The organism is Erwinia sp. E_sp_B01_1 (genome assembly GCF_036865545.1).
Classification (GTDB): domain Bacteria; phylum Pseudomonadota; class Gammaproteobacteria; order Enterobacterales; family Enterobacteriaceae; genus Erwinia.
In genome coordinates this window covers 850,674-870,069 of the sequence record NZ_CP142208.1, presented here as the reverse complement: position 1 = coordinate 870,069, position 19,396 = coordinate 850,674, and the positions used below count along the sequence as shown (strand labels likewise).

Here is a 19,396-nt window from a genome sequence, read left to right as displayed (position 1 = left end):
CCAGTGGCTGGGTATAGGTCCGCGTTATGTATACGCGTTAGTCCTTACGTTGCTGTAATCGTCGTAAGGAGCGCTCTCGGCGACTCTGCTCCCGACTTCTGTCCAGCAATATTTCCTCGATAAACGCCAGGTGACGGTGTGAGGCTTCACGGGCCTTTTCAGGTTCGCGTGCCACAATCGCCTCGAAGATACTGGCGCGGTGACCGCTCACTTTCGCCAGCATTTCGCGGCGGGAGTAGAGCAATTCAAAATTCTGGCGGACGTTCTGTTTCAGCATCGGCCCCATACTCCGGAGCAAGTGTAGCAGTACCACATTATGGGCCGCTTCTGTGACGGCAATCTGATACTGCATCACCGCATCCGCTTCTGCGTCCAGATCGCCGCTCTCCTGAGCGGTCTGGATCTGCACGTGGCAATGGCGAATGCGCTCTAAATCTTCATCGGTTCCCCGTAAGGCAGCGTAATAGGCTGCAATCCCTTCCAGAGCGTGGCGAGTTTCCAGCAGATCAAACTGGGATTCGGGATGACCGGCCAGCAGTTCTACCAGCGGGTCGCTGAGACTTTGCCACAGGCTGGTTTGCACGAAGGTGCCCCCGCCCTGACGGCGAAGCAGCAAGCCTTTGGCTTCCAGACGCTGGATAGCTTCACGCAGAGAAGGACGGGAGACATCAAACTGTTTAGCCAGTTCACGTTCAGGGAGCAGCTTTTCACCCGGACGCAGGGTCCCTTCCATAATCAGGGACTCGAGCTGTTGCTCAATAGCATCGGATAGCTTTGGTTGGCGGATTTTGCTGTAGGCCATCATCCCTTCTTCTGCCTTGTGCCGGAGTAAATTGGTAATACCAATTGCAAAAAGGTGCCCGTAAAGTAACAAAGTATTCACCTCATGTCCATATGGCAACCTGTGGAAATCGGACGCTGGTCTCGTTTACCTATAAAGGGTTAGCGGCAAAAAAACGGCGTAAAAACCCCCTTTTCCAAATGTTAAATTTTTTAACTTTTCTGAATTTCCACAAGCCCTTAGTGCACAAAAAACCCGCTTTCCATAAGGGAAAGCTATTCGTCTTTTGAGGCCATTTATGACAGAAACATGAAATGTGATTTAACGAGGAATTTTTAAGCATTCTTCCGCACAAAAAGAGAAAGCGAGTGCAATGGTGGTCGCTTATCACTATTCTTGTCGCGAAGGTAGCCGTACCCCCTTTTTCGTGCCTCTGGCACTGTACATTTTTCAATACGTTACCTGTAAGAACTGACTTACAAAGGCCGGTCCTTTGCTAAGCATAATAACGACATCACGAGGTTTTCTATGGAACAACAGCAGGGCGAAACGCTGAAGAGAGGGTTGAAAAACCGTCATATTCAGTTAATCGCGTTGGGCGGCGCCGTGGGCACGGGCCTGTTTCTCGGCATCGCCGATACCATCCGCATGGCTGGTCCCTCAGTGTTACTGGGTTATGCCATCGGGGGCTTTATTGCTTTCCTGATCATGCGCCAGCTGGGTGAGATGGTCGTGGAAGAGCCGGTTGCCGGTTCATTCAGCCACTTTGCCTATAAATACTGGGGCAATTTTGCCGGTTTCGCCTCTGGCTGGAACTACTGGATCCTCTACGTGCTGGTGGCAATGGCGGAGCTGACTGCCGTCGGCAAATACATTCAGTACTGGTATCCCGAAATCCCGACCTGGGTTTCAGCTGCCGTGTTCTTCGTGGTGATCAACGCCATTAACCTGACTAACGTAAAAGTCTACGGTGAGATGGAGTTCTGGTTCTCCATTATTAAAGTGGCTGCGGTAGTGGGGATGATCCTGTTCGGCTGCTGGCTGCTGTTTGGCGGCCATGCAGGGCCTGAAGCTAAATTCTCTAACCTGTGGGACAGAGGGGGATTCTTCCCTAACGGCATCTCCGGAATGGTGATGGCGATGGCGGTAATCATGTTCTCCTTCGGCGGCCTTGAGCTGGTCGGGATTACCGCTGCGGAAGCTGACGACCCGGAAAAAAGCATTCCTAAAGCAACCAATCAGGTGCTGTACCGCATTTTGATTTTCTATATTGGCTCGCTGACGGTGCTGCTTTCCCTCTATCCGTGGACCAAAGTGATTGGCGGAGCCAGCCCGTTCGTGATGATTTTCCACGAATTAGGTGACAGCCTGGTGGCAAACGCGCTGAACGTGGTGATCCTGACGGCAGCGCTGTCGGTCTACAACAGCTGCGTATACTGCAACAGCCGGATGCTGTTCGGACTGGCGCAGCAGGGCAACGGCCCTAAAGCCTTGTTGAAAGTGGATTCGCGCGGTGTGCCGGTCATAGCTATCGGTATTTCAGCCGCGGCCACCGCGCTCTGCGTGCTGATTAACTACCTGATGCCTGGTGAAGCTTTTGGCCTGTTGATGGCGCTGGTGGTTTCGGCGCTGGTGATCAACTGGGCGATGATAAGCCTTGCTCACCTGAAGTTCCGTCGTAAAAAGGATCAGCAGGGAGTGCAGACCCGCTTTAAGGCGCTGTTCTATCCGGTGGGTAACTGGATCTGCCTGCTGTTCCTGGTAGGCATTCTGGTGATTATGGCGATGACGCCAGGCATGGCGATCTCCGTATGGCTGATCCCGGTCTGGATAGCCATTCTGGGTGTTGGCTATATGTTGAAATCCCGCGCGCAGAAAGCGTAGCAGTAAGGGGGCACTCCGGTGTCCCCCTGCTTTTTTGAGCCAAAACGTTTGCATTCACACTCTCCCGCCAGGCTAATCAACAGCCCACCTTAACTTTCCCTCCAGCCGCCGCCGCTCATTACCACAACTGTTAACCCTCTCACACTTTCTCTCCGACAGCTATTTTATCCATACCTGCGACGCTTTCAGCCAGCGCGGATTTCACCTAAGCCATTAATATTGCTCTTCATGATTACGGTGAGGGTAACTCCATGAAGGGCGAAAGGCTTTCGATCAAAGAGAAAATTGGATATGGCATGGGCGATGCGGGCTGCAATATGATCGGCGGCGCCATCATGCTTTTCCTTAATTATTTCTACACAGATGTGTTCGGTCTGGCTCCGGCGCTGGTCGGGGTGCTGCTGCTGTCGGTAAGGGTACTGGATGCCATAACCGATCCCATAATGGGTGCGATTGCCGACCGGACGCAAAGCCGCTGGGGTCGTTTTCGTCCCTGGCTGCTGTGGATTTCGCTGCCCTATGTGCTGTTCAGCGTATTGATGTTCACCACGCCTGACTGGAGTTATGAAAACAAGGTGATTTACGCCTTCGTCACCTATTTCCTGATGTCGCTGACCTATACCGCAATCAACATTCCCTACTGTTCTCTGGGGGGCGTCATCACTAACGATCCAGGCGAGCGCGTTTCCTGCCAGTCTTACCGCTTTGTCATGGTGGGGATCGCCACGCTGATTTTGTCTCTGACTCTGTTACCGATGGCGGAGTGGTTTGGCGGGGAAAATAAAGCGCGTGGTTATCAGATGGCCATGAGCGTGCTGGCTTTTATTGGCCTGTGCATGTTTCTGTTCTGCTTTGCTACTGTTCGCGAACGCATCCGTCCGGCAGTACCGAGTAATGACGATATCAAAGCTAATCTGAAAGAAGTGTGGAAAAACGATCAGTGGGTACGCATCCTGCTGCTGACCTTCTGTAATGTCCTCCCTGGCTTTATTCGCATGGCCGCTACGCTCTATTACGTTACCTGGGTAATGGGCCAGTCGACCCACTTCGCCACGCTGTTTATCAGCCTGGGGGTCATTGGCATGATGATCGGCAGCACCCTGGCAAAAGTCCTGACCGACCGCTGGTGCAAACTCAAGGTCTTTTTCTGGACCAATATCGCTCTGGCCATTTTTTCCTGCGGTTTCTGGTTCCTCGACCCCCATGCTACCGTTTTGGTGGTAGTGATGTACTTCGTACTGAATATTCTGCATCAGATCCCTTCCCCGCTGCACTGGTCGCTGATGGCCGATGTGGATGACTATGGCGAATGGAAAACCGGCAAACGGATCACCGGTATCAGCTTTTCCGGCAACCTGTTTTTCCTCAAGGTCGGTCTGGCGGTAGCTGGCGCAATGGTGGGTTTCCTGCTCTCCTTCTACGGCTATGATGCGGGTGCAAAGGCGCAATCGCCTGACGCCGTCAACGGCATTGTTCTGCTGTTTACCGTTATTCCGGGCATCGGCTATCTGATTACCGCAGGCGTGGTTCGTTTGCTGAAGGTGGATCGCAACATGATGCAGCAAATTCAGCAGGACCTTGAGAAACGTCGCCTTAATTTTAAAGAGCTGACTGACTATAACGACACCCAATCCCCTGTTAAACCGGTGAATACCTGATGACTTCTTCAACCTGGCAGAACCCGCTGATTGAACAGCGCGCAGATCCTTTTATCCTTTTTGAACAGGGTCGCTACTACTTCATTGCTTCCGTGCCGGAGTATGACCGGCTGGAGATCCGCTGTGCCTCCACGCTGGCGGCACTCGCTGAAGCCAGGCCTGTAGTGGTGTGGCGAAAACCTGCAGCCGGCGAGATGAGTGCCCTGATATGGGCACCAGAACTGCACAGAATTGACGGTATCTGGGTAATTTACTTCGCCGCAGCACCCAGTCAGGCAATCAAAGAGGGATTGTTTCAACACAGAATGTTCGCGCTGGCCTGCACCAGCGAAGATCCTCTGACAGGCGAATGGCGGGAGTGCGGACAAATAACTACGCCGATCGACAGCTTTGCGCTGGATGCGACTCACTTCGTGCATCAGGGGAAAAACTGGTATTTGTGGGCGCAGAAAGACCCGGAAATCGCCGGTAATTCCAACCTCTATCTGGCAGAACTTGAGACTCCCTGGGCAATAAAAGGCCCGCCGGTGATGATTAGCCGTCCTGAGTTTGACTGGGAATGCAGAGGCTTCAGCGTTAATGAAGGCCCCGCCGTCATTCGTCAGGGCAAGCGGCTCTTCGTCAGCTATTCTGCCAGCGCTACCGATGAAAATTACTGTATGGGCCTGCTGTGGATTGATATTGAAGCCGACCCGCTGAACAGCGCTAACTGGCATAAAGCTCCCGCGCCGGTTTTCACCACCAGCTACGAAAATCGCCAGTATGGACCAGGCCATAACAGCTTTACGGTGTCAGAAACGGGGGAAGATGTGCTGGTCTATCATGCGAGGAATTACACGGAGATTGAAGGCGATCCGCTGTATGACCCGAACCGGCATACGCGAATCAAAACCTTTAGCTGGGATGCGGAAGGATGGCCAGAATTTGGCCACCCTCCCGCCGATACGGACTCAGACCAGCGTGCCGTAAATGGTTAGCAGCGCGACCACCACAACTATCACCAGCGAAACTTTCTTCGCCAGCGCTACGGCCACTCGTGGGGTCTGCACTTTATCAAGGTGCGGATCCCTCGCCAGTGAAAACTGGGCAAGACGGGTCAGCACTTGATACTGCGGGGTATGCCGGTCACTCAGTGAGGCAAACCAGGCGGGTAAAGCCCGCTCGCCATGCCCCAGCAACGCATAAGCCACGCCCGCCAGGCGAACCGGCAGCCAGTCGACCACGTGGAGAATGGCATCAACACCGGACTGCGAGCGTTGCAAAGTGGAATGATGACGTGCCAGCCAGGATTGCCAGGCACGCAGGAAGGCATAGCCCACCAGCAACACCGGCCCCCAGGGGCCCCCACGACAAACCAGAACAGCGGCGCAAGATAAAAACGGAAGTTAATCCACAGCAGCGCATTCTGCAGTTCACACAGATACTCCCGCTCGTTGCACTCTACCGGAATGCCGTGGATCAGCGTCAGCTCTTCGGCCATCGCCGTATGGGCATCGGTATCGTTATGGCTCGCCGCCTTGAGATAAGCGTGGTAATGCAGCCGGACCGAACCGGCACCGATACACAACAGGCCGACCGCAATCCAGAACAGCAGCTGCGGCAAGCCAAAAAACAACCCTTTCAGCGCCATAAGGCAGAGAGTCATAACTGCCATTGCCAGCAGCATCATCAGCAGGGTGCGGAACAGCGAGAAGCGGTGCCTGCCACGGAACAGCGGAGCAAGGTGGTGATCCAGCTGCCAGTGTTCACCCATTTTAAACAGGCGTTCCCAGCCCAGAACCAACAACAAACTAAAAAGCGTCATGCCTGTTACTCCTGTGCAGGGGCGCCCGGATCGGTCAGCGCTTCCCGAAATGTTGCCCAGTCAAACGCCGGGCCCGGATCGGTTTTACGATCGGGGGCAATATCGCTGTGCCCGGTAATATGTTGAGCAATCTGCGGGTAATGATCGATAAGCAGCCTGGTGACCTGCTGCAGGGCCTGATATTGCGCACAGGTATAGGGCAAGCTGTCCGTGCCTTCCAGCTCAATGCCTATCGAGAAATCGTTACAGGCTTCACGCCCCTGATAAGTCGACACGCCTGCGTGCCAGGCACGAAGATGAAAAGGAACATACTGGATAATCTCGCCATCACGGCGGATCAGGCAGTGAGCAGAGACTCTCAGATGGGCGATCTCTGCAAAAAAAGGATGCGCTTCGGGATCCAGATTTCCAGTAAACAACGCATCAATCCAGGGACCACCGAACTCTCCCGGCGGCAGGCTGATGTTGTGGATCACCAATAGTGATGGCGTTTCATTGTCCGGACGCTCGTTGAAATGGGGCGAGGGAACCCGCTTCACTCCAGAGATCCAGCCCGCTTGCAACTGCATGCCCTGCTCTCCTTTTATAACAATTTCATCAGAGTAGCATGATTCTTTTTTAGAAAACTAAACTTATCCCGCGCAGCAGCAGCCCTGAGGATATTCCTGCCAGTAAGGATCCTGGATGCTCTCTTTGCCATCCCTAAACCTGGATGCCCGGACGCAGCGCTGGCTGGCAAGCCGCCGTCAAACAGGCTAGCATGGTCAGACTCTTTATCCGACCTTTCGGAGTTCGATCATGACTACCCGCCGCTACGATCCGGACAGCCGCCGCGCGGCTCTGCTGGCTCGTATTGAGGATGATATCCCCCCAGGCGTTGCGCAGGCTCTGCGTGAGGATCTGGGGGGCGAAGTGGATCCCTGCCAGGACATTACCGCCAGCCTGCTTCCGGCTGAGGCCAGGTCGCATGCCGTAGTCATTACCCGCGAACCGGGTATTTTCTGCGGTAAACGTTGGGTTGAAGAGGTCTTTATTCAGTTGGGTAACAAAACCCAAATCCTCTGGCATGTTGAAGATGGCGATAAAATCGTTGCCGATCAGCCTCTGTTTGAGATTACCGGCCCCTCAGCCCTGATCCTGACCGCTGAAAGAACCGCGCTGAATTTTGTGCAGACCCTTTCCGGCGTGGCGACAGAAGTCAGCCATTACGTGGCGATCCTGCAAGGCACCCGCACTCAGCTGCTGGATACCCGTAAAACGGTGCCGGGTCTGAGAACGGCACTGAAGTATGCGGTATTGTGTGGGGGTGGCGCTAATCATCGCCTGGGGCTTTCTGACGCCTTTTTGATCAAGGAAAACCATATCATCGCTACCGGCTCGATCCGTGATGCGGTGGAAAAAGCCTTCTGGTTACACCCGGATGTGCCTGTTGAGGTGGAAGTTGAATCTCTGGATGAACTGACCCAGGCGCTTGATGCTGGTGCGGATATCATCATGCTGGACAATTTCAGCGTGGACCAGATGCGTGAGGCCGTAAAGGTCAGCGATGGCCGTGCGCTGCTTGAGGTCTCAGGCAATGTTACCGACGAAACCTTGCGGACTTTTGCCGAAACCGGGGTGGATTATATCTCCGTGGGCGCGCTGACCAAGCATGTCCGCGCGCTGGATCTCTCGATGCGGTTTAAGTAATCCCTTGAAGTTTCTCCCACGCCAGCCACAGCGGTGGCGTGGGATGCCCCATTCTGCGGTCTCCCTTCCAGAAATGTTGCCAGCCTCTGAAACAAAGAAATCTTCTTTTCGGTCCGTGCCGCGCTTGCCCCTTTTGCCTGTGGCTCCCTGACCTGCATGGCGCTACCTTGCCCTCCTTTACATCACAAGGAGGTACGCTATGAAGCAGCAGCAAGGATTTACCCTGATTGAGTTGATGATCGTGATCGCTATCATCGCCATTTTGAGCGCCATTGGCCTGCCCGCTTATCAGAGCTATCTGCAGAAGGCTGCCCTGACGGATATGTTACAAACCGCCCTTCCCTATAAAACCGCGGTAGATCTCTGTGCCATTGAACGGGGCAGTACAGGAGATTGCAGCGAGGGAAGCAACGGCATTCCGCAGGGGAAAGGGTCGCGCTATGTCGCCTCTGTCAGCGTAAAAGCGGGTGTGATATCGCTTACCGGACAGGAAAGTTTAAGCGGCCTGAACGTCGCCATGTCCCCAACCTGGGAGGGTAACCAGGGGCGTATTGGCTGGCAACGAACCTGCACCAGCTCACAGGTAAGCCTGAAAGAAACCTGCCAGACTGTTTTTCGCTTTGAGGATACCCGCAGCGAGGTGGCAGAGTGATCGCTTCGACTCCCCCCAGATCTGTAGAAGCGCTGTGCCAGCGCTATCAGGCCGTGATTCTCTCCTGCACACCAGAGCGTCTGCATCTCGCTATGGCTGACACGCCCGACAGCAAACTGATCGAAACGCTGCGCTTTGCCACACAGCGCAACATTGAAGTTGAATGCTGGCCACAGGCCCGGCTCGATCGGTTCAGGCAGGACCAGCATCAAGTCACGACTGAAGAACTTTCTTCTGGTGAAGTTCAGAGAGAAACCGCACCGGAGAAGATCCAATACCTTTTGCAGCTGGCTCTGCAGCGGCGGGCTTCAGACATCCATATCGAACCTCAGGTGGCTTCTTTACGGGTCCGGTTTCGTGTCGATGGCGTGCTGCAAACGGTTCCGGGTAGCGAGCAGGATAACGCTGCGGCTCTGCTTGCCCGCCTGAAAATTCTGGCCAGTCTTGATATTACCGAGCGGCGGACGCCGCAGGATGGCCAGTTTACGCTGCAGCTTGAGGGCAAACCGGCCTCCTTCAGGCTTTCGACCCTGCCCACCCACTACGGGGAAAAGGCGGTGATCCGTCTGCTGCAAAGCGAACCCCAGGCCATAGCGCTTGAAAAGCTGGGTATGCCAGCCGCCTCACTGAAGCTTTATCGTCAGGCACTGGCCCGCCCACAGGGGCTGATCCTGGTTACCGGCCCTACAGGCAGCGGTAAAACCTTCACCCTTTACAGCGGGCTGAGCTCACTCAACCATCCCCAGCGCAACCTGTGCAGCGTGGAAGACCCGATCGAAATTCCGCTGCCGGGCATTAACCAGACCCAGATCCATCCCAGGGCGGGCCTGGACTTCAACCTGGTGCTGAGATCGCTGCTGCGTCAGGATCCGGATATCATTATGCTGGGCGAAATCCGCGATCGGGAAACGGCTGAAACAGCCATAAAAGCAGCCCAGACCGGACACCTGGTGTTGTCCACGTTACACACCAACTCCACTACTGAAACGCTGACGCGTCTGGGACAGATCGGTATCCCTGGCTATCTGCTGGCTTCAGCGCTGAAGCTGATTATTGCTCAACGCCTGGTTCGTCGCCTCTGTCCGCACTGCCGGGAGCCGGGAGAAGCCATCGCTCATTTTCCTCCGGCTATCTGGCCCGGCACAGTGCAGAACTGGCGGGCGCCAGGCTGTCCGCACTGCTATTCAGGCTTTTATGGCCGGCTGGCGCTTTTTGAAGTGCTTCCGGTCTCCGCCAGGCTGCAAAATGCCATCGCTGCTGACAGTTCGCCAGAAAATCTTGCGGCCATTGCCCGGCAGCAGGGAAGAAACTCGTTGTTCGTTGAAGGACTACACTGCGTCAACCGTGGCGAGACCACGCTTGAAGAGCTGAACCGTATTGTGGGAAGCAGCGATGAGTAACCTTCTTCTGTTCCGGTGGCAGGCAATGAACAATCAGGGACAGCTTCAACAGGGTGCGTTTTTTTGCCAGCACCAGCTTGAAGTGATGGACAGGCTGATGGCGCAAGGCATGATGCCGTTATCGCTCTCTAAGGGCAGGCGCTACCGCAGTAGAGAGTGGCAGTGGCAGCAGAAAGTGGCCCTGTTTCGTCAACTGGCTACCCTGCTGAAAGCGGGGATGACCCTGACGGCCAGCCTCAATCTGATCGGTGAAGAGCACGAAAGCGCTGGCTGGCAGGCACTGCTGAGCCAGCTCCACCACAGCGTAGCGGAAGGCACGCCTTTTTCGGAAGCGCTGGCCCGGTGGCCCGACGTTTTCCCACCCTTGTATTCTGCCCTGATGTCTGTAGGAGAGTTAACCGGGCGCATTGATGAGTGCTGCCTTCAGCTTGCCAGCCAGCAGGAACGTCAGCAACAGCTACAAAAAAAGGTGATGAAAGCTTTGCGTTATCCCCTGTTTATTCTGGCGCTGGCATTGGTTGTCAGCACAGGGATGCTGGTCTTTGTTCTGCCGGAATTTATATCGGTCTATCAGGCATTTGATGCCCCCCTGCCCACCTTTACAGCGGCTGTGGTGACGCTGTCAGAGTGGCTTCAGCACTATGGCGGACTGCTTTTTCTCCTGCTTGCTGGAGCGGGTTTTGCCTGGCGCTGGCAAACCAAACGCTCCTTTGCCTGGCAGAGACGGGAGCAACGTTGGCTACTTTCCCTGCCTTTAATGGGCAAGCTTTATAAGGGAGGATTGCTAAGCCGGATATTTATGACGCTGGCGTTGACTCAGCAGGCGGGCCTGACGCTGTTACAAAGCCTTGAGGCGGTTGAAAAAACGCTGCCTGCACTGCTCTGGCGGGAGGCAATCCAGGCATTGCAACAGCATATTGCTGCCGGGCATCCCTTCCACCACGCGCTTAAGCGCCACAGACTGTTTACACCGCTATGCTGTCAGCTGATAAAAGTGGGTGAGGAGTCGGGTTCACTGGATACTATGCTTCGCCGGCTTGGGGAGGTACATGAAGAGATGACCAATGAGTTAGCGGATAGTCTGGCGTCAGCGCTGGAACCCATGATGATGGTTGTTACCGGATTACTGGTGGGAACGCTGGTGGTCGCCATGTATCTGCCCATTTTCAATCTGGGGAAGGCACTGGGATAAATTTTGCAAACTGATGAAGGGACAGGTTGCCTGCCGTGGCTATTGGTACCGGTCCTGCCCGGTTAATCAGTTAGAAAGCCCACCGTCCGGGTGACGATGGGCTTGCGCTGATTAGCGGTTAAAGACGCGGTTTTCCTGCTCGGCCACACGAATAAACGTGGTGCGTTTGGTCAGCTCTTTCAGGCGTTCTGCACCGACATAGGTACAGGCGGAACGCAGGCCGCCCAAAATATCGCGCGCCGTATGTTCAACTGGCCCACGGACAGGAAGCTTAACGGTTTTGCCCTCTGCGGCGCGGTAACCGGCTACCCCACCAACATGTCGTTTCATCGCGGACTCAGAACTCATACCGTAAAACAGCATAAACTCCTCACCATTTTCTTCGACCACTGTACCTTCACATTCATCATGCGCGGCAAGCATTCCGCCGAGCATCACAAAATCGGCACCGCCGCCGAACGCCTTGGCGACGTCGCCCGGCACGGAACAGCCCCCATCACTGACGATCTGCCCGCCCAGCCCATGAGCGGCATCGGCACATTCGATCACCGCAGAGAGCTGAGGGTAGCCTACGCCGGTTTTTACCCTGGTGGTGCAGACCGAGCCGGGGCCAATACCCACCTTCACGATGTCGGCACCAGACAGGATGAGTTCTTCAACCATCTCTCCGGTCACCACGTTGCCAGCGCAGATGGTTTTATCAGGGCAGGCTTCGCGGGCACGTTGCAGAAACTCCACAAAATGTTCTGAATACCCATTGGCTACGTCGATACAGATGAAGTTCAGGGCAGGAGAAAGTGCCAGAATCTCTTTCATTTTAATGAAGTCAGCATCCGAGGTACCGGTAGAAACCATCACATGTCTCAGCACGCTTTCCGGCACGCGGGCGATAAACTGCCGCCATTGCTCAACGCTGTAATGTTTGTGTACTGCGGTAAGCACATCGAAAGAGGCCAGCGCTTCGGCCATGGTAAAGGTACCCACGGTATCCATATTGGCGGCAATGATCGGTACGCCTGACCAGGCAACACCGGAGTGTTTAAAGGTAAACTGACGGGTAAGTTCAACCTGAGACCGGCTTTTCAGCGTTGAACGCTTTGGCCGGATAAGCACATCTTTAAAGCCTAATTTGATATCTACTTCAATACGCATGATAGGTTTCCTGGTTGATGGCGCAATAGTTAGCAGGTGCCAGCTCCAGTGACGCTATCATACGCACTAAAATCGCCGGGGCAAGAGTGCGAAAACAGGTTTATTTACGCTACACTCAGGTAAATTTATCCGCTATTCGCTCTTGTGATCCGTGCCTCATTTTTTAAGCCCGTAGACGACCCGTCAAATCGACGCGATACCGACGGCACTCACATCAGAGCCATGAGATATGGGGCTTATGCGTTATACTGTTGCGCTGACCGGAGGGATCGGCAGCGGAAAAACCACCATCGCGAATGCCTTCGCAGAGAGAGGCGTGAATATCGTCGATGCTGATGTCATTGCCCGTCAGGTCGTTGAACCAGGCCAGCCTGCTCTTGACGCTATCCGCGAGAAATTTGGCGGACGCATCCTGCAGGGTGACGGCACGCTCGATCGTAAAGCATTGCGTCAGCACATTTTCACTTCGGGTGAAGATAAAGCCTGGCTTAATGCCCTGCTGCATCCCCTTATTCAGGCCGAAACACGCCGTCAGCTCGCGCAGACAGACTCCGTATGGTGTTTGTGGGTGGTACCGCTGCTGGTGGAGAATAATCTACAGCACCTGGCGAACCGGGTGCTGGTCGTCGATGTGGATCGTGAGACCCAGCTAAGACGCACCCTGACCAGGGATGGCATCAGCCGCGAACAGGCGGAAAATATTCTGGCCGCCCAGGCAACACGCGAGCAGCGACTGGCCGTGGCGGACGACATTATTGATAACGGCGGGCCACCAGAGTCAGTGGCCGCGCGCGTAGCCCTGCTGGACCAGCACTATCGTCAGCTGGCCGGGGCCATTGACCAGGATTAAAAGCATGAGTACAACCGTTTTATTTGAATATCCGCTGAATGAAAAGATGCGGACCTGGCTGCGAATTGAATTTTTAACTCAACAGATTGAAAGCAGCAGCACCATCACCGACTCACTGAGCGCGCTGACCTTTTTCCGCAACGCGGCAGAACTGCTGGATGTGTTTGAACGGGGTGAGCTGCGTACTGAGATAGTGAAAGAGCTGGAAAAACAGCAGCAGAAACTCCGTGCCTGGGAAGAGGTGCCTGGTGTCGATATGGACGTTGTGCACACCCTGCGCGATCGCCTGAAGGCCTGCTCCAGTACGCTGATGGCGGCGCCACGGATGGGCCAGTTAATGCGTGAAGATCGGCTGATTGGTCTGGTCCGTCAGCGTTTGAGTATTCCCGGCGGCTGTTGCAGTTTCGATCTCCCTACGTTGCATATCTGGCTGCACATTGAGCAGGAGCAGCGTGATGCTCAGGTGAAAGTCTGGATGGATTCATTAACGCCAATACGCGATGCGCTGACCCTGCTTCTCGATTTGATCCGTCAGTCCGGCGTGTTCCGCCGCCAGACCAGCCTGAACGGCTTTTTCCAGGATAACGCCGAAGGCGCTGAATTGCTTCGCCTGCAGCTGTCGCTGGACGACTCTCTCTACCCGCAGGTTTCCGGACACAAGAGCCGCTATGCTATTCGTTTTCTGCCGTTAGACAGTGAACGTGGTGAAGTACCGGCCCGCCTGGATTTTGAACTTGCCTGTTGCTAAGGTTTTACCTGATGAATAAAGATGATGTGATAACAGTAAACTGTCCCCAGTGCGCTAAAGAAGTGATCTGGGATGAGCTCAGCCCGTGGCGCCCCTTTTGCAGTAAGCGTTGCCAGCTGATTGATTTAGGTGAGTGGGCGGCAGAAGAGAAACGTATTGCCAGCCGTGGCGATCTTTCCGACAGTGACGAGTGGAGCGAGCTGGATCCTCACCGGGATTAAAAAAACTCCCGCCTCAAGGGGCGGGAAGGTTTTTACAGCACTTCTGCTAACAGTTGCTGAACGATTTTCGCATTAGCGGGAGGGAACTCTTCAGCGACTAACTCATGCTGAGGGACCCAGCGTTGAGGTTGACCTTCGCGACCCCAGGGTTCTCCCTGCCAGCGGTCAACGATAAAGAAGTGCAAAGTCACGTGGAAGTTGCTGTCGACATGCTCACCCCTGCCCCAAGGCACAGCGTGCTCAACCTCAATACCTGTTTCCTCATGCAGCTCGCGCTTTAGCGCCTGCTCTGCTGTTTCACCCGCCTCAATCTTGCCGCCCGGAAACTCCCACATATTCGCCATATGTGAGCTGGCCGACCGTTGCGCCAGAAAAATGTTCCGATCCTGGTCGCGGATAATGCCCACTGCCACCTGCAACTGCTTCATTGATGTTCACTCTGAAATCCTGACATCCCGCCACTATTCCAGTCCTCGCCGGCAATGGCAAGGCAGATAAAAAAAAGGGCCGGAGAATCTCTCCGGCCCTTTATCAGTCACTGCCTGCCGTTACGCCAGACGCCCGTGACATTGTTTGAATTTTTTTCCAGAACCGCAGGGGCAGGGATCGTTACGTCCTACTTTTCGCTCGCCTGTCTGATCCGCCAGAGCAATAGCCGCTTCGGTTTCGGTATCCACATGGCTCAACTGCTGTTGCTGTGCCAGACGCTCGGACTCCTCACGACGCTGCTCTTCCATCGCTTCCACTTCTTCAGGCATACGTACCTGCACTTTGCACAGGGTGCTGATCACTTCATATTTCAGTGATTCCAGCATGGCGGCAAACATGGCGAAGGATTCACGCTTGTATTCCTGCTTGGGATCTTTCTGCGCATATCCACGCAGGTGAATACCCTGACGCAGGTAATCCATAGCGGCCAGATGCTCTTTCCACAATGAGTCCAGCGTTTGCAGCATCACGCCCTTCTCAAAGTTGCGCATCATCTCAACGCCAACCACTTCTTCTTTACGCTGATACTGCTCTTTAGCCTGCTCCATGATACGTTCACGCAGCGTTTCTTCGTGCAATTCTGGCTCTTTATCCAGCCACTCAGCGATCGGCATATCCAGGTCGAAATCGTTTTTCAGACGCTCTTCCAGACCGGCAACATCCCACATCTCTTCCAGAGACTGAGGTGGAATATAGGTATCAATGGTGGTTTTAAATACGTCGTCACGGATGCTGCTGATGGTTTCAGAGACGTCGGACACATCCAGCAGTTCGTTACGCTGGGTATAGATAGCGCGACGCTGGTCATTAGCCACATCATCGTATTCCAGCAGCTGCTTACGAATATCAAAGTTGCGGCTTTCCACTTTGCGCTGTGCGTTAGCAATCGCCTTGGTCACCCACGGGTGCTCAATCGCTTCACCAGGCTTCATACCCAGTTTACGCATCATGTTAGAGACGCGATCGGAGGCGAAGATACGCATCAGGGCATCTTCCATCGACAGATAGAAGCGGGATGAACCGTTGTCACCCTGACGTCCGGAACGACCACGAAGCTGGTTATCAATACGACGGGATTCATGACGCTCTGTACCAATGATGTGCAGACCACCTGAAGCCAGAACCGCATCATGACGGATTTTCCAGGCACTCTTGATGGCATCAATCTGCTCAGCGGTTGGGTCTTCAATCTGGGCAATCTCTGCCTGCCAGCTTCCGCCCAGCACGATATCGGTACCACGACCGGCCATGTTAGTCGCGATGGTTACAGCAGCGGGCTGTCCTGCCTGTGCAACGATGTCTGCTTCACGGGCGTGGAATTTGGCGTTCAGAACTTCATGCTTAATTCCGGCAGCGGACAATCTTTCAGAGACCACTTCGGATTTTTCAATCGAGATAGTCCCCACCAGCACTGGCTGACCGTTGGCGGTACGTTCACGGATATCTTCGATGATCGCATCGATCTTTTCGCTCTCGCTCATGTAAACCAGATCCGCATGATCCTTACGCACCATTGGACGGTTAGTAGGCACCACGATGGTTTCCAGCTTATAGATAGAGCTGAATTCGAACGCTTCAGTATCTGCAGTACCGGTCATGCCGGCGAGTTTGTTGTAGAGACGGAAGTAGTTCTGGAAGGTAATGGAAGCCAGCGTCTGGTTTTCATTCTGAATTTCCACGCCTTCTTTCGCTTCCACAGCCTGATGCAAACCATCAGACCAGCGACGTCCCTGCATGGTACGACCGGTATGTTCATCCACGATGATCACTTCGCCATCTTTTACGATGTAGTCGACGTCGCGGGTAAACAGCACGTGGGAACGCAGCGCAGCCGTCACGTGGTGCATCATCATGATGTTACCCGGTGAGTACAGTGACTCGCCTTCGTCCATAATGCCTTCGCTAACCATCAGCTCTTCGATAGCAACCAGGCCACGCTCGGTCAGGTGAACCTGACGGGCTTTTTCATCCACGGAGAAGTGACCTTCACCCTGGAAGGTGTCGGAATCTTCTTTTTCCTGACGGATCAGGCTTGGGATGATTTTGTTGACTTTGATATAGAGTTCAGAGCTGTCTTCCGCAGGACCAGAGATGATCAGCGGTGTACGGGCTTCATCGATCAGGATGGAGTCAACCTCATCCACCAGCGCGTAGTTCAGCTTACGCTGGACGCGATCTTCAGGGCTGAAAGCCATGTTGTCACGCAGGTAGTCAAAACCATATTCGTTGTTGGTGCCGTAGGTAATGTCAGCAGCATAGGCTTCGCGCTTGGCTGGAGAAGGCATACCTGGCAGGTTGATACCAATGCTCAGTCCAAGGAATTCGAACAGACCGCGGTTGTTTTCAGCATCACGTTGAGCCAAATAGTCATTCACGGTAACCACGTGAACACCTTTGCCGCTTAGCGCATTCAGATAGGCAGGCAGCGTTGCAGTCAGGGTTTTACCTTCACCTGTACGCATCTCAGCGATACAACGATCGTTCAGTACCATCCCGCCCAGCAGCTGTACATCAAAGTGACGCATACCAAACACACGCTTACTGGCTTCACGCACGGTAGCAAAGGCTTCCGGAATAAGGTTTTCCAGCACTTCGCCTTTCTCAAGGCGGGCGCGAAACTCACCCGTTTTAGCTTTCAGTTCCTCATCGGAAAGCTTTTCGAAATCCGGCTCCATCTTGTTGATTAGCTCGACGGATTTGCGCATGCGGCGCAGCGTACGGTCGTTACTGCTACCAAAAACTTTGGTTAATAATTTGATTAACATAGTAAATACTTTCTCTCAGTCACCAGACGTGGTGAAGCACTTAATTAGAATGGGTTTGATTACTTAGTCAGGCGAGAGAAGCAGGCCCGGCACGAATACCGCGGACCTGAGCCAGCCACAGGCCAGTCTGATGACGGGCTTTTGCTGCGGGTTGACGCGATGCCGTTTGACGGACAATAGCTGGCGGTCTGGCCTCGTGCGTTAGCAGGGCGTTAAGCGTATCCAGCAGCGCCAGTTTCTGCACTTCAAGCGGTAAAACCTGCTCTGCGGTGGGAAGACTGGCGGGCTTCAGCGAGAAAGAGAGATGGCGGATTACGGTACGAATGGCATGCTGATGCCAGTAATCCACGTTAAAATTAGATCGGCGGGTGCTTTCCTGAAGCAGTGCGAGGCTGTCGAAACGTACCCCACTGCTGATATTCAGGCTTCGCGAGGCGGTTTCTGGTAAGGTTGTGCGGTCGCTGGCAGCGTGAGGCAGGCCAAGACCAGCCGCGACCATCCCCAACAGGAGATGCGGCCAGAAATAACGTCTGCCAAATTGTCGCCAACGATTTAGAATACCGATCACTGTTTCCGCCGGAGCCTGCTATGCGTGATAGTCGCCCGCAATCAATTGAAAATTTATTCGAAGCTACCGAAGGCCAGGGCATGCTGCAGTCAATTCAGCAGCGCGCCATAGCGCTTAATAAACTGAATCGTGCCGTGCAGGGAATTCTTCCCGCCCAGATGCATCCCTGGTGCCGCGTGGCAAATTTCCGCCAGGGCATTCTGGTGCTCGAAACCGCTAATGCCAGTTGGATGATGCGCTTACGCTATGAACAATCCAGTCTGCTGTCAGCTTTACGAGCGCAAATATTACCATCATTGACGGCAATCGACATCACCATTAATCCCACGCTGGCCGCAATTGGTCAGGAAAACGTGCAAAAAAGCGGCAGTCAGTCAGAAGAAAAGGAAAATTCGCCGGGGCGTCAGTTAAGTGAACAAAGTGCGGAGATACTGCGAAGTGTGGCGAGCCGTAGCCCTGAAAAATTGAAGAGAATAATAGAACGACTGGCCTCGCTGGCCGGAGAGAGTACCAGCTCAACCAGTCGTAATAAGTAGTTCTGACTTACGCCAGAACCAGGTTTGGCGCCCTGAAGGTGACCGGCAATTCGGCTTCATCTTCAAAGGTTGCCCATTCCCAGGCTTCCTGCTTAGCCAACACCGCCTGCAGCAGCTTGTTGTTTAACGCGTGGCCACCTTTGAATGCGGTAAACGCACCAATGATGTTATGCCCACACATGAACAAATCGCCGATTGCATCCAGCATTTTGTGACGCACGAACTCGTCTTCAAAGCGTAAACCGTCTTCGTTCAATACGCGGTAGTCATCCACCACGATTGCACAATCGAAACTGCCACCCAGGCAGAGACCACGGGACTGCAACGCTTCGATATCACGCATGAAGCCGAAGGTGCGGGCGCGGCTGAGCTGACGGGCAAAGGCTTCAGCAGAAAAATCCATGCTGTAGCGTTGCGAACTGGCGTCGATAGCCGGGTGTTTAAAGTCGATAGTGAAATCCAACGTAAACCCGTTATGCGGTCTCAGTTCAGCCCATTTGTCACCATCTTCAACCCGGACAGGCTGTTTGATGCGGACAAACTTCTTCGCGCTGTTCAGTTCTTCAATGCCTGCGTCCATCAGCAGATAGATAAAGGGGGCGGCGCTGCCATCCATAATAGGAATTTCAGGCGCGTTCACTTCCACCACAATATTATCAATCCCCAGACCCGCTAAGGCGGCGTTCAGGTGTTCGACTGTCGAAATACGCACGTCATGCTCGTTGACCAGGCAAGTACAGAGCATGGTATCACGCACGGATTTGGCATCAGCCGGGAAATCAACCGGAGGATTCAAGTCAGTGCGGCGATAGATGACCCCGGTATTAGCCGGCGCAGGGCGTAACGTCAGCGTGACTTTCTTGCCGGTATGTAAACCGACACCAGTCGTCTGAACAATACGTTTTAATGTCCGTTGTTTGATCATCGCATTATCTCGCAAAATTACTCATCCGACCGCCAGTATAACTTACTGACGGGCGAACATTTTAGCACAAAGAGCGGAGATT

18 protein-coding genes and 1 pseudogene are annotated in these 19,396 nt (G+C 54.1%); 11 read left to right on the top strand and 8 right to left on the bottom strand.

The annotated features are described in order from the left end of the window. Window positions 1–37 precede the first annotated feature (37 nt). Window positions 38–802: a pyruvate dehydrogenase complex transcriptional repressor PdhR gene (pdhR, locus tag VRC33_RS04110; RefSeq protein ID WP_338564032.1), complete on the bottom strand. Its 765-nt coding sequence runs from the start codon at window positions 800–802 to the stop codon at window positions 38–40. Window positions 803–1,309: 507 nt separating this feature from the next. Between pdhR and aroP the strand changes: the two genes are divergently transcribed. The 3 genes from aroP to VRC33_RS04095 all read left to right on the top strand — a co-directional run bounded on the left by aroP (window position 1,310) and on the right by VRC33_RS04095 (window position 5,300). Then, window positions 1,310–2,665 carry an aromatic amino acid transporter AroP gene (gene aroP, locus VRC33_RS04105; RefSeq protein ID WP_338561121.1) on the top strand — a complete coding sequence of 452 codons (1,356 nt, stop codon included), beginning with the start codon at window positions 1,310–1,312 and terminating at the stop codon, window positions 2,663–2,665. Window positions 2,666–2,916: 251 nt separating this feature from the next. Further along, complete coding sequence (locus VRC33_RS04100) at window positions 2,917–4,323, top strand: MFS transporter (protein WP_338561119.1); 1,407 nt, start codon at window positions 2,917–2,919, stop codon at window positions 4,321–4,323. Further along, window positions 4,323–5,300 carry a family 43 glycosylhydrolase gene (locus VRC33_RS04095; protein WP_338561116.1) on the top strand — a complete coding sequence of 326 codons (978 nt, stop codon included), beginning with the start codon at window positions 4,323–4,325 and terminating at the stop codon, window positions 5,298–5,300. Before VRC33_RS04100 ends, VRC33_RS04095 begins: the two co-directional genes overlap by 1 nt. On the opposite strand, the pseudogene ampE reads toward VRC33_RS04095, so the two are convergent. Both ampE and ampD read right to left on the bottom strand, forming a co-directional pair. After that, window positions 5,274–6,127: pseudogene (gene ampE, locus VRC33_RS04090) on the bottom strand (beta-lactamase regulator AmpE). The gene VRC33_RS04095 and the pseudogene ampE sit on opposite strands and share 27 nt — an antisense overlap. A gap of 5 nt (window positions 6,128–6,132) precedes the next feature. Next, window positions 6,133–6,696: a 1,6-anhydro-N-acetylmuramyl-L-alanine amidase AmpD gene (gene ampD / locus VRC33_RS04085; protein ID WP_338561114.1), complete on the bottom strand. Its 564-nt coding sequence runs from the start codon at window positions 6,694–6,696 to the stop codon at window positions 6,133–6,135. 229 nt (window positions 6,697–6,925) lie between these two features. On the opposite strand from ampD, the gene nadC reads away from it, so the two are divergent. The 4 genes from nadC (at window position 6,926) to hofC (ending at window position 11,060) form a co-directional block, all read left to right on the top strand. Next, window positions 6,926–7,816, top strand: a complete 891-nt coding sequence (nadC, locus tag VRC33_RS04080; protein ID WP_338561111.1) for a carboxylating nicotinate-nucleotide diphosphorylase — start codon at window positions 6,926–6,928, stop codon at window positions 7,814–7,816. 199 nt (window positions 7,817–8,015) lie between these two features. Beyond that, the gene (gene ppdD, locus VRC33_RS04075; RefSeq protein ID WP_338561108.1) at window positions 8,016–8,468 is read left to right on the top strand and encodes a prepilin peptidase-dependent pilin; all 453 of its coding nucleotides are present in this window, start codon (window positions 8,016–8,018) and stop codon (window positions 8,466–8,468) included. After that, complete coding sequence (gene gspE / locus VRC33_RS04070) at window positions 8,468–9,868, top strand: type II secretion system protein GspE (RefSeq protein WP_338564029.1); 1,401 nt, start codon at window positions 8,468–8,470, stop codon at window positions 9,866–9,868. Before ppdD ends, gspE begins: the two co-directional genes overlap by 1 nt. Further along, complete coding sequence (gene hofC, locus VRC33_RS04065) at window positions 9,861–11,060, top strand: protein transport protein HofC (protein ID WP_338561104.1); 1,200 nt, start codon at window positions 9,861–9,863, stop codon at window positions 11,058–11,060. The genes gspE and hofC overlap by 8 nt, the downstream gene beginning before the upstream one ends. Window positions 11,061–11,171: 111 nt before the next feature. Here the strand turns inward: hofC and VRC33_RS04060 are convergent, their stop codons facing one another. Then, window positions 11,172–12,212, bottom strand: a complete 1,041-nt coding sequence (locus tag VRC33_RS04060; protein ID WP_338561101.1) for a GMP reductase — start codon at window positions 12,210–12,212, stop codon at window positions 11,172–11,174. A 238-nt stretch (window positions 12,213–12,450) separates the two neighbouring features. Here VRC33_RS04060 and coaE point away from each other — a divergent pair, with 238 nt between their 5' ends. From coaE to yacG, 3 genes are read left to right on the top strand one after another with little or no spacing between them, the layout of a single operon-like run. Beyond that, window positions 12,451–13,062: a dephospho-CoA kinase gene (coaE, locus tag VRC33_RS04055; RefSeq protein ID WP_338561097.1), complete on the top strand. Its 612-nt coding sequence runs from the start codon at window positions 12,451–12,453 to the stop codon at window positions 13,060–13,062. A 4-nt stretch (window positions 13,063–13,066) separates the two neighbouring features. Continuing rightward, a complete protein-coding gene (gene zapD, locus VRC33_RS04050; protein WP_338561095.1) occupies window positions 13,067–13,810 on the top strand; it encodes a cell division protein ZapD in 744 nt (247 codons plus the stop codon). Between the two features lie 11 nt (window positions 13,811–13,821). After that, window positions 13,822–14,031 (top strand): DNA gyrase inhibitor YacG, encoded by a 210-nt coding sequence (yacG, locus tag VRC33_RS04045; protein WP_338561092.1) that lies wholly within the window; start codon window positions 13,822–13,824, stop codon window positions 14,029–14,031. 32 nt (window positions 14,032–14,063) lie between these two features. Here yacG and mutT read toward each other — a convergent pair whose 3' ends face one another. The 3 genes from mutT to secM all read right to left on the bottom strand — a co-directional run bounded on the left by mutT (window position 14,064) and on the right by secM (window position 17,853). Continuing rightward, window positions 14,064–14,459 (bottom strand): 8-oxo-dGTP diphosphatase MutT, encoded by a 396-nt coding sequence (gene mutT / locus VRC33_RS04040; RefSeq protein ID WP_338561090.1) that lies wholly within the window; start codon window positions 14,457–14,459, stop codon window positions 14,064–14,066. 120 nt (window positions 14,460–14,579) lie between these two features. Then, entirely contained in the window at window positions 14,580–17,285 is a 2,706-nt protein-coding gene (secA, locus tag VRC33_RS04035; protein WP_338576905.1) for a preprotein translocase subunit SecA, read from the bottom strand. Between the two features lie 67 nt (window positions 17,286–17,352). Then, on the bottom strand, window positions 17,353–17,853 hold the full coding sequence (secM, locus tag VRC33_RS04030) for a secA translation cis-regulator SecM (protein ID WP_338561088.1): 501 nt from the start codon (window positions 17,851–17,853) through the stop codon (window positions 17,353–17,355). A 20-nt stretch (window positions 17,854–17,873) separates the two neighbouring features. Here secM and VRC33_RS04025 point away from each other — a divergent pair, with 20 nt between their 5' ends. Continuing rightward, window positions 17,874–18,389: a DciA family protein gene (locus VRC33_RS04025; protein WP_338561086.1), complete on the top strand. Its 516-nt coding sequence runs from the start codon at window positions 17,874–17,876 to the stop codon at window positions 18,387–18,389. Between the two features lie 7 nt (window positions 18,390–18,396). Here the strand turns inward: VRC33_RS04025 and lpxC are convergent, their stop codons facing one another. Next, window positions 18,397–19,314, bottom strand: a complete 918-nt coding sequence (lpxC, locus tag VRC33_RS04020) for a UDP-3-O-acyl-N-acetylglucosamine deacetylase (protein WP_338561084.1) — start codon at window positions 19,312–19,314, stop codon at window positions 18,397–18,399. Window positions 19,315–19,396 lie beyond the last annotated feature (82 nt).